Here is a 13,541-nt window from a genome sequence, read left to right on the forward strand (position 1 = left end):
AAAAACTCAATTAAATCAATCCATTGTCCACAGCTTTTTCTATTATCTCGTTAATTCATATATGGCTTGAGCATAAATCGCGGTTGCTTTCCATAAATCTTCTAAAAACATATACTCATCTTTTTGATGGGCTACGTCCGGTCTTCCTGGAAAAAGAGCTCCAAAAGCAACCCCCGTATCAAGCGACCGTGCGTACGTTCCTCCGCCAATGGCCAAAAGTTCCGCTTTTTCACCGGTTTGCTGTTCATATACATTCGCCAACGTTTGAATAAACGGATGGTCTTTGTCTACATGATGAGGTTTGCTGTCAGAGAAATTTTCAATGGCCAATCCCTTTTCACGAAGAATTTTTTTTAGCTGATCTATACGATCTTTAAGAGGAAAGGTGACAGGATAACGCATACTGATCCCTATTTTTCCTCCACGATCCCGATCAAAAGAAAGAATGCCAGCATTCAACGATAATTTGCCTGTTATATCATCTTCATAAGCGAGGCCTAATGAATCTCCTGTGAAATCTTGATGGAAATAATGAGAAACAAATTGGAAAAAATCTTTTTCGTATTCTGGCAGATCTAAACGAGATAAGAAATCACATAAATACAAACCCGCATTTTTTCCTTTTTCAGGCTCCGAGCCATGCACGGATATTCCTTCCATTTCCAGGACCAGATCGCCTCTGTCCATGAAATACTTGCCCTGCAAACCGTTTTCGCTCAAATAATCGGAAAACTGCTGCAAAATTTTTGTTTCCCCATGATGAACCATCAAAACCGCTTTTGCGTGATCAGGGACCATATTATACCGTCTTCCCGATTGAAAGGAGAGCACTTCTACCTCGCTTTCGGCCGCATCCTTCTCTTTTGCCGTTTGCACGATATCAAAATCAGCAATTCCTTTTTCTGCATAAATAATAGGAAAATCCGCGTCGGGAGCAAATCCAAAAGTCGGCATTTCCTCGACCTGAAAATAATGGTCGACACAGCGCCAATCGCTCTCTTCATCCGTTCCGATAATCATTCGAACCCGTTTGTTAATCGGCACTCCAAGATCCTTAACAATTTTCATCGCATAATAAGCCGCCATCGTCGGACCTTTGTCATCGATGGAGCCACGCCCAAATATTTTTCCGTCTTTGATTTCCCCGCCGAACGGCTCCACAGACCATCCGTCTCCTTCAGGAACAACATCTACGTGACAAAGGATTCCTAAAAGCTCATCCCCTTGGCCAAATTCAATATGACCTGCCACATTTCCGACATTGCGGCTGCTGAATCCATCTCTTTCTCCCAATTTCAGCATAAATTCAAGCGCTTCTTTTACTCCTTTTCCTAACGGAGCGTCACTCGTCGCATGGCTTTCATCCAAAACGCTTTTTATTTGAATCAATGATTGCAAATCGCGAATCAATTCCTCTTTTCTTTTTTCGACTTCTTCGTTCCAACGAATTTCAGCCATATTTTGTTCTCCTTTAACTCTTTACTTTCTTCTTTTATTTTACTCTTCCCGGCCTGCAAAAAAAACATTTCGCCATTGAAAAAACCTTTAATCAAAAACTGCTATTTTACGACAACGGGATAAATTATCCACATTTGGGGCAAAATTTCAGTAAATTCAAGTTTTTTTTATAGTAAAATATCACCTAAAGGGGTATAATGTAATTATCAGACATCTTAAATTTCTTTGCAAAGGAGTTGTCTGAAACGAAAATCGTTACATAAAAATATACCACATAAGTCGTCCGTTGTTATTGCCTCTGGAAAAAAGAAGAGGGAGTGGTTTTTTGAAACCTTCAACCAATCGGATGTTGACTAGGATTAAGTCCGTTTACATGTTCATTAAAGAAAATGGAACTGTCACTACGCAACAGATTGTCGATGAGTTTGGCATCACTCCTCGCACTATCCAACGCGACTTAAATGTGTTAGTTTACAATGATTTAGTTCAAAGCCCTAGCAGGGGCAAATGGACAACAACGTCTAAGAAAGTGAAAATATCCTAATGCGAAAAAAAGCGATTCCCGCTTAATCGGACGGGAAATCGCTTTTCTTTTTTATCTTTCGCTGTTTTTTCGCATCAGGACGTACTGCTGCAAGGAAGCGATCTCCTCTTGCCGCAATTCCCGATACTCTCCTAGTTTCAGTTCTTCATCCAATGTGAGTGGCCCCATTTTAAGACGCTTCAAATAGATGACTCGTTTTCCGACGGCTTCAAACATTCTTTTGACTTGATGAAATTTCCCTTCAGTAATCGTTAACTCAATATGAGAACGAATCCCGCTTTGAAGAATGTTCAATTGAGCCGGCTTCGTTACATATCCGTCATCCAGTTCGATGCCTTTTGAAAAAACGTTTCGGTCATTTTCCGTCACTTCTCCTGCAATTACGGCAAAATAGGTTTTCGGAACATGCTTTTTAGGGGACAAAAGCAGGTGAGCCAACTGACCATCATTGGTCAACAGCAATAGGCCCTCTGTATCTTTATCAAGCCTTCCAACCGGAAACGGCTGAAACACCTGATCTTTTGGATCCAACAAATCTACAACTGTTTCCTCATATAAATCTTCTGTGGCGGAAATAACACCGGCTGGTTTATTCATCATAAAATAGACAAATTCTTTGTAATGAACGATTTCCCCCAAAACTTCTACCTTGTCCGTTTGTGGTTGAACATGCGTTTTCCCATCTTTGACCGGTGCCCCATTCACGAGCACCGCCCCTTTTTTCAACAGACTTTTCACTTCTTTTCTGCTTCCATAGCCGAGATTGGCCAGCATGCGATCAATTCTCATCATGAACCTCCTTGAAGATGGGAACCACAAGCAGCTAAAAGCAAAAGGATCATCATAATCCCCTAGATATTCTCAATTTTTTCCCGAGAAGCGTCGCTTTCTTGCCGAACATTTTCCCTATTAATTTAGTGCGGTAACTTAAATAAAAATAGACGGAAGCCCCCACCAAAGCACATATTCCGATTATGATCAATGCTTGAAGCTTGCTTGCCGGGTTCAAGAAATGCGCAAGAAGATGATAGGCGACGATCACGCAAATCGACATGATCAAATTGAACAGAAGGATTAATACCGTCCGACGAAAAACCACTCGATAAGAATAGGACGTAAATGCTTTAATCACCACAAGATTGATGATAATGGAAACCATGTAACCGATCGCCGTCGCATAGATAGCTCCTTCTGTTTGAAACATTTTAATCAAAGGAATGTTCAAACTAAGTTTTAAAAGAATTCCCACAAGTAAGCTGAAGACGGTAAAGCGTTGTTCGTTAATTCCTTGTAAAATCCCTGCCGTTACTTGGAAAAGCGCAAACAAAATCGCCACAGGGGCATATGTCTGCAAAATTTCCGTGCCAAGAGTGCTATGTTCATAAAAGACTGTGTAAAACGGCTCTGCCAGCAGAGATATGCCGAGAGAAGCCGGGACCGTCAAGTATAACAGCACTTGGAACGTCTGATTTAATTGATCGTTTACCCGTTTCATATTTCCTGAAACAAAGGATTCTGTCACTAACGGTACAAGCGTCATGGCAAAAGAAGTAGCAAGCGAAACCGGAATAATGACCAATTTCTGCGAGCCGAAATTTAAAATACCGAAAGCAGGAACAGCCGCTTTGGCTTGTCCAATAGCGGTCATCGCTCGGTTAAACGTCACCATATCCACCAACTGATACAGTGAAGTGGCGATGCCGACAAAAACAAATGGAATCGCGGAAACAAAAATTTCTTTATACATATCAAAGAGAGAAACGTTCACTTCTCCCCTGTCCTGCTTCAGTAGTTCGTTCAAATGCCGTTTTCGTTTCCAATAATACCAAAACAGCACCAGAAGGCCGGCAACCGCCCCGATAAATGCTGCAAAAGTGGCGACGCTGATCGCGGAAACAATCGTGCCATGCAGAACATGCAAAACGACATAAGCCCCGATCAATAAAAATAAAATACGTGCTATCTGTTCTACGACTTGCGAAACAGCGGACGGTCCCATGGATTGGTGGCCTTGGAAAAAGCCGCGCATGATACTCATAAACGGGACGATAATCAAAGCGAAACTAACCGCCCGAATAACGGTAGCCACGTCTTCCACCGAATAAGTTTGATCTTTATTAGTAATCACAAGTTTTGCAAAAAATGGCGCAAATTCATACATGGCGAGAAAAGACAAGAAACCCGTTATCGTCATTAATACGAGTCCTGATCTAAAAAGCCTTCGCCCTACCGAATATTCTTCAAGTGCATTATATTTGGAAATAAATTTTGATACCGCCAGCGGTACACCAGCTGTGGCAATGCTGATAAAAATCATGTAAGGAACGTAGCCGTACTGATAAAGCGAAGCGGCATCTTCCCCACCGATAATGGCATAAAAGGGAATCACATAAAAGAGGCCAATAAATTTTGAGATAAACGTACCTAATGTTAAAATAAAAGTTCCTCTTATTAATTTTGAAGCCATAACATCCCTTCCTGATCATAGAAATGTTGAAATGCACTAAGACATAGTTTACAACTTTACATAGTTTCTGACAAACTTTTTCATAGTCTTTTTAGTGTCGAAAAAGATGGTAAAGCAGGTGGTAACAATATGTATGATGTTATTGTGATTGGAGGCGGTCCTGCCGGTCTAATGGCGGCCATCGCAGCCGGCGAAAAGAAGGCAAACGTTCTTTTGGTAGATAAAGGAAACAAACTTGGCCGCAAACTGGCCATCTCCGGCGGCGGACGCTGTAATGTAACGAATCGGCGGCCGATCGAGGAAGTGATTCGGCATATACCAGGAAACGGCCGATTTTTGTACAGTGCCTTTTCGATTTTTAATAACGAGGATATTATTACATTCTTTGAACAGTTAGGAGTCCAATTGAAAGAAGAAGATCACGGGCGTATGTTCCCCGTTTCGGATAACGCACAATCGGTCGTCAACGCCTTATTGCGCCGTTTAAATGAATTGAAAGTCGAAATTCGAACGAACTCTCCCGTCAAAGATATTCTGTTTGAAACAGACCATAAACACACCATTGTCTTGGCCGACGGATCGACCATTGACGGTCGTGCCATCGTGATCGCAACCGGCGGTAAATCAGTGCCTCATACCGGGTCAACCGGCGACGGCTATCCTTGGGCGAAAAAAGCCGGCCACACCATTACCGAACTATACCCGACGGAAGTTCCTGTTACGAGCGACGAACCCTTTATTCAAGAAAAAAGGTTACAGGGCCTTTCACTAAAAGACATCGCTTTAAGCGTCCTCAATCCAAAAGGAAAAAAAATCATTACTCATCAAATGGACATGATTTTTACTCATTTTGGCATTTCCGGACCCGCCGTCTTGCGCTGCAGTCAGTTTGTCGTCAAAGCGATGAAAAAATGGAATTTGGATAAAGTGACGATGCACCTAGATTCTCTTCCTGACTTTCACGAGGAAGAACTGTTTCAAAAAGTGAATCAAGAAGTGAAAAACAATCCGAAAAAATCGGTCAAGAACACTCTAAAAGGCCTGCTGCCCGAAAGATATTTGCTGTTTTTGCTGAAAAAAGCTGAGATTGACGAAAATACGCCTTGCAGCACTCTTCCAATAGATCGAATCAGGAATTTCGTCCATCTGTGCAAACATTTTACTTTTCAGGTAAACGGCACGCTCCCACTCGAAAAAGCGTTTGTCACAGGCGGCGGCGTCTCCGTAAAAGAAATCGAGCCAAAAACGATGGAATCGAAAAAAAGACCGGGCTTGTTTTTCTGCGGTGAAATCATGGACATCCATGGATATACGGGAGGATACAATATCACCTCTGCTCTTGTAACAGGGCGGCTTGCCGGCCTGAACGCCGCAAAATATCGGACAACACAAAATTAATAGAAGTTGCGTTTCAACCTAAAACGCCGTTTGCATAGACGGCGTTTTCTTTCATTCTTTGCTTTTAAAAAGCCGAAAAGTTTCATCGACCCATTCGGCCGTTTTCTTATCATCGTTTTTCTTTCCGGTAAACCACCATCGCGCTGAAACAATAAATTTGCTCTTCTTCCTCTTCCGGCATCGCTGCAATATGATACTTTATGTCCACAATATTTGGTTCATCCACCGTTTTTAAAAATGCGTTTATTTCTTCTTCCAAGTCTTTTTCATGCTCATAATCAAACACTTTGACTTGAATCATCATTGTTACTCCTTTCACTTCCTTTTTTAATTATCTTTTCCAATTTTCCGAAAATTTAATCGCATTCTAGATTTTTGCAAGGAAAAAGCATACAATTTGGAGGACGGCAGCTCCTTCCCGACCACGGCTCATCAACGGTTTTTTGAAGTGATTGAGGTACGTCCGGAAACGTCCGTCGATCTTTCCTTGGAAAAATCCCCCCACACTCCCGTTCGATGAATGGAGTGCTAAGTGAGAGATCTTGACATGAGCCTAAAGGGAGCCGGGGAATGTTTATCGTTTTGCTGTTTTAACGGCCGTTTATCTTTGAAAACGGGCAAAGCAGTTTTAAAGTCAAACATAATGAAATTTTGTTTTAAGAGAACATTAGGATCATTTATTTTTCATCCTATAATCATATATTCCATGAAAGAGACGGAAATCAGAATATTTACGACTTGTTGCCTTGGTCTCGGATAAACGTATAAACGAAGAAGAGACAGCAGTAAAAGGAGGATAAAGGGTATTGAACAACTCTTGGAAGCTCTATTGGCAGTTATCCATAGCGATGATTCGGACCGGAATTCTCGGATACGGAGGAGGTCCATCCGTTATCCCTCTGATTCGATACGAGGCCGTCACAAGATATCGATGGATGGAAGATGATGAATTCGGAGAAACGTTAGCGATCGCAAACGCTTTGCCGGGACCGATTGCCACGAAAATGGCCGCCTACATTGGCTATAAACTAAAAGGAAACGTTGGAGCGGTTCTCGCCGTCATAACCCATATACTTCCTAGTTGCATTGCCATGATTGCTTTATTGTCTGTCGTCTCCGTGCTAAGCACTTCAAAAGTAGTGGCCGGGATGATCGCGGGAGTAGCGCCTGTGGTCGCTGTCATGCTCGGGGTCATGGCTTATGAATTTGCGAAAAAAACGATCGATGGATTAGGAAAAGTGATGGGCATCGCTATGTTTCTTTTAGCCTTTCTGCTTTTAGAAACGGTCCATATTCATCCAGCCATCGTGATCATTCTCTTTTTAGCCTATGGAAGCATCCATTTTCGGACGGCTGCCAAATGGAAAAAAGAACATAAAAACAAGGAGAGCGAAAAAGCATGACTGTTTGGATTCAACTGATGATCGGATTTTTTTTGGCAAACGCCCTTGGATATGGCGGCGGCCCTTCGTCTATTCCTTTAATGTATGAAGAAATCGTGTCCCATTACCATTGGTTAAATAATCAAGAGTTTTCCAATATGCTTGCCCTTGGAAATGCCCTTCCCGGCCCTATTGCCACCAAAATTGCCGCCTTTGTAGGGTTTGATGCAGGCGGATGGGTAGGCATGCTCGTCGCTTTAGGAGCAACTGTCATACCATCTGCTGCGGCGCTCATCTTTTTGTTAAGAGTACTTGAAAAACACCGGCATTCACTCGTCGTCAAAGGAATGACTCTCTTAGTGCAGCCGGTCATTGCCATTATGATGGTAGTCCTTACTTGGCAAATGGGAAAAAGCTCGATCTCTTCCATCGGAATTTGGCATTCACTCGGCATTGCAGCCGTTTCCTTTTGGGCGATGGAAAAACTCAAACTCCACCCTGCTCTCGTCATCGTAGCTGCCTTCGCTTATGGCGGCATTGTCCTTCAACATAGTATGTAAAAGATGAGAAACAAAATCGTTTCCCATCTTCCCGCCAACGTTTTCTTCTATTTTTGGATTTCCTCAAAAACGCAGTGCCCATTTTCATTTTTTGTGGGCTCTGCAAAGTTCTTTTATGATGTCGATCATACTTAATGATCCTCGTGCCTTAAATATTCGAAAGAAAAATGATGAAAGGTTCATTGTTTCTTTGAAAAAACGATCTGTTACGTTGAAAAGAAAGATTGAAAAGCGATTTTACGATGGCATCATACCGCTTCCTTTCTTTGCCACGCTAATACTACTTGTCATCGGCTTCTTGATAAAAACTTTCACTATGCCCCCTTTTTCAGTCATCCGTTAAACACACTTGACAGTCTGAATTTCGTTGAAAAATCGGAATTTCTTCGGAAATATAATAATTTTAACCAATCTGAAATAATGGATGAAATCCCAAAAAAGATTTGAAAATAACGATTAATCAGAATATAATATTAACATAATATGTTAGATATTCTAACATAATTTTTGGTTAATCCATTGCGCTTCTTTTACAGCCGTTTTTTGAAGGGGGTAGAAAAATTGGGGTTATTTAAGGGTTTGGGAGTTCGAGAAGGATTTCCACTGTGGTGGTCCTATCAATTAAATCGAAAAAGCACGGGAACCATTGAAGAAATTTTCGAAGACATCGCCAAAACGAGGGTCGAATTATTAACAGAATGGGCCAATGAACAGTGGAGTTTTTTAGAAAACATGACTGCTGAGTTTGAACGCATTTTGCCTTCTGAGATTGATCTGTATTTGAAAAAAATGTTGACAAAAAGCCGGTATTTTACAGAACTTTTTCTGTTGGATACAGAAAACAGAGTGACTAGTACGACTTTTCCTAACCATAAGAATGATTTTAATCATCACTCTTTCCAAAAAGGGATCGACTATGTCCTTCAAACGAAGGAACGTCTTTTATACGGTCCGTATTTGGATCCCACGACTCTGCAGATTGGGCCAAGGACATCCCAATTTCACGATGAAGTGACGTTATTATTCTTGCAGCCCGTCATATTGCAAGAGGATCTGCATTCCATCTTGGCAGGACGCGTTCCCAATGATGTAGTCGGAGACCTCATTCAGCGGGAGGCTGGTCACGTTTATCCTGATTCCGGTGACAATTATATTTTTTTAGTAAAATCCTATTTTGATCCGTCGCTTCCCCAAGGAATTGCTTTATCACGCAGCCGTTTCGAAGACCGTACCTTTACTTTCGGCGAAAATTTAAAAGACGGGGTCCATACGAAAGACGGAGGATTGGTTAAAATCAAAAACCATACAGAATTTGAAATTCGTTTTACCGATCCGGCCACAAAAGAATTACATCCCGGTGTTCAAAATACGATTCGAAAAGGGGAAAATCTTTTTGTTCATTTCCCCGGATATCCTGACTACCGTCATATCCCCGTCATAGGGAAGGGTGTGACGTTTCAGCTGCCGGGATCTCTGGATGTGTGGGGAATGATGTGTGAGGCTGATTTAGAAGAGGTGTACCGTACCCGCTCCATTAGCTGGCGATTAGGCATACGTTTTGCTTTTTACATTTTCATCGGCGTTCTTCTCAACCAATGTATATCATTTTTCGGATTTTCGCCTTCCTGGTATGATTTGCTCCTCAATGGATTATACGGCATTTTAGCCACTTATTTGTTTTATAAAAGAGGGTTGGTGCCTATTGCTTCTCGATTAAAGCAATTAACCAATATGATGCGAAAAATTGCGGAAGGCGGCGGAGACTTAACTACCCGCTTAGATACAAGGCTTCTGATCAATGATGAAATTGGATCATTGGGACGTTGGGTCAACAATATGATAGACAGTCAGGATGAATTGATAGGAAAAGTGAAATTCGCCGCATTGGACGTGGAACAAACCAATCAATTTCTGCGGGAAAAAACCGTTCTGGTTGAAAACGATTCTGTTTCGGTGATCAAGCAAATGGACGGAATGTTCGCGGCCATTCAACAGCAATTAAATGAGGTTCATGAAGCCAGAGGACAGGTGGAACAAATTCATCAAACTTTACAAGGACTGGAGCGATTATCCCAAGAACAATTGATACAAGCTCAAACCCAAGTGCAAGGCATTGATCAAAAAATGAATGATATCGTGGAAAAAGTACATAATGCCTTGAATTTAACAGATCGCTTTATGGAACTGTCCAATAATATTGGACGTATTGTCGAAACGATCAATCACATTGCCAAGCAGACCAATCTGTTGGCTCTCAACGCAGGGATTGAATCCGTAAGAGCTGGAGAATACGGTCGAGGTTTTACCGTAGTGGCCAATGAAATTCGTAAGCTGGCAGACCAAACGACCGTTGCGACAGAAGAAATCAGCAAAACTTTAGAAAAAATTAAAGAAAGTTCTGTTCTCGTTCAAAATGCGATTCAAGACAGCAGCCAAGAAGTCAAAAAAGGAGCAGACTTTATTCACAATGTACAGGAAGTGTTGGAATCCATGTCACAAGCTGCCGCTTCCCATGAAGCCACAGAACAAATGAAGCAGATTATCAATAACATTGCCGTCATTAATGAGCGAAATGCCCATACCGTCGAAAGCGTTGACGAATCGACCAAAAAAATGGTGAACTTAATCCAAGATGCACGATTCGCTTCTGAACAAAGTTCACTAGTCGTGTCTACCCTCAGAAGTTTAGTCGACAAATTCAACTTAACAGCAGAACAAACTGTCAAAAACAACGGAATCGATCATTCTCCTTCATGAACGAAATCGAGTAGGAGGGAGCGATTAACTCCCGTCCTCTCACACCACCGTACGTACGGTTCCGTATACGGCGGTTCAATTAAGATAATTGACGCAAGTCTTTATAACTTCCGTGAATAGCTGTTCTCTTTATGCCAGTGGTCACTCCACCCTCCAAGAGGTCTCCCACGGGATTCACCGCTTCCTCCCTCAAGTGAGGTACTACGTTTTCTGTGTTCATCATGACTCACTGAATACCAAGGGCTATTCTCTCTTAATTGTTCGGTCCTTCTTAGTTGTTCTAGACCAACTAATACTATGACCTCTGCTGACTTCTGACGGTTCAGCTACTTATCACTAAGTAGGTTATGAAGAGTACTTCACATATCCGCCAGACCTCCCCGGGTAAGTACATGCACTTTCACACCATCTATCCGCCTCATTTACTCGATATGACCTTCGACAGAAAGAGCTTTGTTTTGTTATGCAAACTCACTCAATCATACCTAGCCTTATATGAGGTTCGTGTTCCTCGGACCGGTGTTTTGCCTCCAGCTTCCTTCAGATTCCGCGTCACCACGGACACCCTTGCTCTTGGCTAACCTCTACTTCTGTCTTCGGGGTTCGGGACTTACACCCTATAGTTCATGTACATGCCGGGCGCACATAAAAAAGCCTTCCATCGCCAAGTGGAAGGCTTTTTTATGATTGCGAAAATCAGAAAGCAATCGATACAAATTTGGTTTCCAAAAATTCTTCCATACCGTGGTGGCCGCCTTCACGTCCGAGACCGCTTTGCTTAAAGCCGCCAAAAGGAGCTTGGGCAACAGACGGAAGACCGTCATTTAAGCCAACGATGCCATACTCAAGTTGTTCCGTTATTTGAATGGCTTTGCTGATGTTTTCTGTAAAGACGTAAGCTGCTAAGCCGTAAGGGGTGTCATTCGCTCTTTGGATGACTTCTTCAATACTTTGGAACGTAGTGATAGGAGCGAGCGGACCAAATGTTTCTTCATTCATACAAAGCATTTCATCCGTAACATTTGTGATCACTGTCGGTTCAAAGAAGAATCCTTTGTATTGATCCGCTTTTTTGCCACCGATCACCACTTTTCCACCTTTTTCCACCGCATCTTCAATATGTCTTTCTACTTTTTTCACAGCGTTTTCATCAATCAGCGGACCAATTTCGACTCCTTGATCCAAACCATTGCCCATTTTTAATTGTTGAACGGCCTCTGCCATTTTTTGAGTAAAAGATTCCACAATCTTTTCATGAACATAAATTCGGTTGGCACATACGCACGTTTGTCCGGCATTTCTAAATTTGGAGGCAATAGCTCCCGCAACCGCCTTCTCGATATTCGCGTCGTCCAATACAATAAAAGGAGCTTGACCTCCTAATTCAAGCGATACTTTTTTCACCGTATCAGCCGCACCACGCATCAAAATCTTTCCAACTTCAGTCGAACCCGTGAAAGTGATTTTTCTAACCCGCTCATCCGCCAGCCATGTTTCGCCAATTTCTTGCGGATTTCCTGTAATAATATTCAGAACGCCTTTCGGTATGCCTGCTTTTTCGGCTAATTCTGCTAATTTAAACGCTGTAAGAGGCGTCTGCTCAGCAGGCTTAACGACAACTGTACAGCCTGCCGCCAATGCCGGAGCCACTTTTCTTGTAATCATAGCAGCCGGAAAATTCCAAGGCGTGATGGCTGCCACAACCCCAACCGGCTGTTTTAGCACTAAAATTCGTTTATTTTCGTGAGAAGCTGGAATCGTCTCCCCGTAAATACGTTTTCCTTCTTCCGCATACCAAGAAATGAAACTGTTTGCATAATCTACTTCCCCGATGGCTTCTTTTAACGGCTTCCCTTGTTCTCTAGTCATGATCTCGCCAATTTCTTCTTTATGTTCATCAATTAATCGATGCCATTTATACAACAAAGCGCTTCTTTCGCCTGCTGTTTTTTTGGACCATGACAAAAAAGCATTATATGCGGCGTCCACCGCTTTCTTCGCTTCCTCTTTCCCGCCATTTGGCACGGCCGCAATCACTTCTCCATTTGCCGGGTTGATCACATCAAATGTAGGCAATTCCGTTCCGGTCCATTCACCGTCGATAAACATGGGTGCAACCTTCATCCTTGATTCCTCCTATCCCTATCATTCCGATTTTTGCAAGCGGCTTCAAATTAGTCGCATCGAAATCATGACATCCATCATATCAGGTAATCCATGTATTCCATATTCATTTCTTTTAGATTTTTTTGAAAATTAAAAGAAAAAAATTTTCATTCATAAACAACCATTGTGTCAAGCAAAACAAAGTTCCTTCATTCATCGGCCCCTGTCTTAACAGTCTTGATGAACGTTTTACAAAAGATATTCCTGCTGTATCTTAGAGGAGGTATGGTTTCAAAAGAAAATTCACCGTAAACATGTAAAAACAAAAATCTTCATAACTGCCGAATTTCTTTACCACCTCCTTTAATCTTCTCTTTTTATCATAACACTGTAAGTTTCCATTTGGTGATTTTTTGTACTGAGAGGCGGTATAAAACAGATTCAATCGGCTGCTTCCTGTGAACGGAAATCCGATTGCTTTTATTATAACGTAGAGGCTGCCGACTTTATCGACAGCCAAAACATCTGAAACATTCATATTGTGATCTTACTATTTTTTAGGTTGAACTTTTCCTGTCCATTCCAACATGCCGCCAATCATATTGCGGACTTTGTATCCTTGCTCTTGCAAGTAATGGCAAACATTTTCGCTGCGACGTCCGGAGCGGCATATAAAAATATATTCCTTTTGTTTGTCCAGCTGATCAAGAGAATTTGGAATTTCTCCCATTGGGATGTGTTTGGCTTCGGGGATCATTCCTTCTTGTACTTCTTCTTCTTCACGAACGTCAATTAAATTGAGTTTTTCGCCCTTTTCCAGCTTTTCTCTCAATTCCTCTGGTGTAATGATTGGAATTTCTTGCATGCTG

The 13,541-nt window shown here is 42.0% G+C and carries 11 protein-coding genes; 5 read left to right on the plus strand and 6 right to left on the minus strand.

What is annotated here, in order from left to right:
- Nucleotides 1-42: 42 nt before the first annotated feature.
- Nucleotides 43-1,458, minus strand: coding sequence for a dipeptidase PepV (gene pepV, locus NST81_RS13495; RefSeq protein ID WP_341030074.1), 1,416 nt, complete (start codon nt 1,456-1,458; stop codon nt 43-45).
- A 325-nt stretch (nt 1,459-1,783) separates the two neighbouring features.
- On the opposite strand from pepV, the gene NST81_RS13500 reads away from it, so the two are divergent.
- Complete coding sequence (locus tag NST81_RS13500; protein ID WP_003355705.1) at nt 1,784-2,002, plus strand: DeoR family transcriptional regulator; 219 nt, start codon at nt 1,784-1,786, stop codon at nt 2,000-2,002.
- 51 nt (nt 2,003-2,053) lie between these two features.
- Here NST81_RS13500 and NST81_RS13505 read toward each other — a convergent pair whose 3' ends face one another.
- On the minus strand, nt 2,054-2,791 hold the full coding sequence (locus NST81_RS13505) for a pseudouridine synthase (protein WP_003355706.1): 738 nt from the start codon (nt 2,789-2,791) through the stop codon (nt 2,054-2,056).
- Between the two features lie 52 nt (nt 2,792-2,843).
- Nucleotides 2,844-4,469 (minus strand): putative polysaccharide biosynthesis protein, encoded by a 1,626-nt coding sequence (locus tag NST81_RS13510; protein ID WP_048623856.1) that lies wholly within the window; start codon nt 4,467-4,469, stop codon nt 2,844-2,846.
- 129 nt (nt 4,470-4,598) lie between these two features.
- Here NST81_RS13510 and NST81_RS13515 point away from each other — a divergent pair, with 129 nt between their 5' ends.
- Nucleotides 4,599-5,867, plus strand: coding sequence for a BaiN/RdsA family NAD(P)/FAD-dependent oxidoreductase (locus NST81_RS13515; RefSeq protein WP_327823844.1), 1,269 nt, complete (start codon nt 4,599-4,601; stop codon nt 5,865-5,867).
- Between the two features lie 109 nt (nt 5,868-5,976).
- Here NST81_RS13515 and NST81_RS13520 read toward each other — a convergent pair whose 3' ends face one another.
- Complete coding sequence (locus NST81_RS13520; protein WP_040341861.1) at nt 5,977-6,168, minus strand: sporulation protein Cse60; 192 nt, start codon at nt 6,166-6,168, stop codon at nt 5,977-5,979.
- 505 nt (nt 6,169-6,673) lie between these two features.
- Here NST81_RS13520 and NST81_RS13525 point away from each other — a divergent pair.
- From NST81_RS13525 to NST81_RS13535, 3 genes are all read left to right on the plus strand, one after another.
- Nucleotides 6,674-7,270 (plus strand): chromate transporter, encoded by a 597-nt coding sequence (locus NST81_RS13525; protein ID WP_003355714.1) that lies wholly within the window; start codon nt 6,674-6,676, stop codon nt 7,268-7,270.
- A complete protein-coding gene (locus NST81_RS13530) occupies nt 7,267-7,809 on the plus strand; it encodes a chromate transporter (protein ID WP_003355715.1) in 543 nt (180 codons plus the stop codon). Before NST81_RS13525 ends, NST81_RS13530 begins: the two co-directional genes overlap by 4 nt.
- A 561-nt stretch (nt 7,810-8,370) precedes the next feature.
- Nucleotides 8,371-10,566 (plus strand): methyl-accepting chemotaxis protein, encoded by a 2,196-nt coding sequence (locus tag NST81_RS13535; protein WP_341030075.1) that lies wholly within the window; start codon nt 8,371-8,373, stop codon nt 10,564-10,566.
- A 696-nt stretch (nt 10,567-11,262) separates the two neighbouring features.
- Here the strand turns inward: NST81_RS13535 and NST81_RS13540 are convergent.
- Together NST81_RS13540 and NST81_RS13545 are read right to left on the minus strand one after the other, a co-directional pair.
- On the minus strand, nt 11,263-12,690 hold the full coding sequence (locus NST81_RS13540; protein WP_341030076.1) for an NAD-dependent succinate-semialdehyde dehydrogenase: 1,428 nt from the start codon (nt 12,688-12,690) through the stop codon (nt 11,263-11,265).
- A gap of 532 nt (nt 12,691-13,222) precedes the next feature.
- Nucleotides 13,223-13,537, minus strand: coding sequence for a rhodanese-like domain-containing protein (locus tag NST81_RS13545; protein ID WP_327797769.1), 315 nt, complete (start codon nt 13,535-13,537; stop codon nt 13,223-13,225).
- Between the last annotated feature and the right edge of the window lie 4 nt (nt 13,538-13,541).

This window comes from Bacillus sp. FSL W8-0223 (assembly GCF_038006805.1).
GTDB lineage: Bacteria > Bacillota > Bacilli > Bacillales > DSM-4216 > Bacillus_O > Bacillus_O smithii.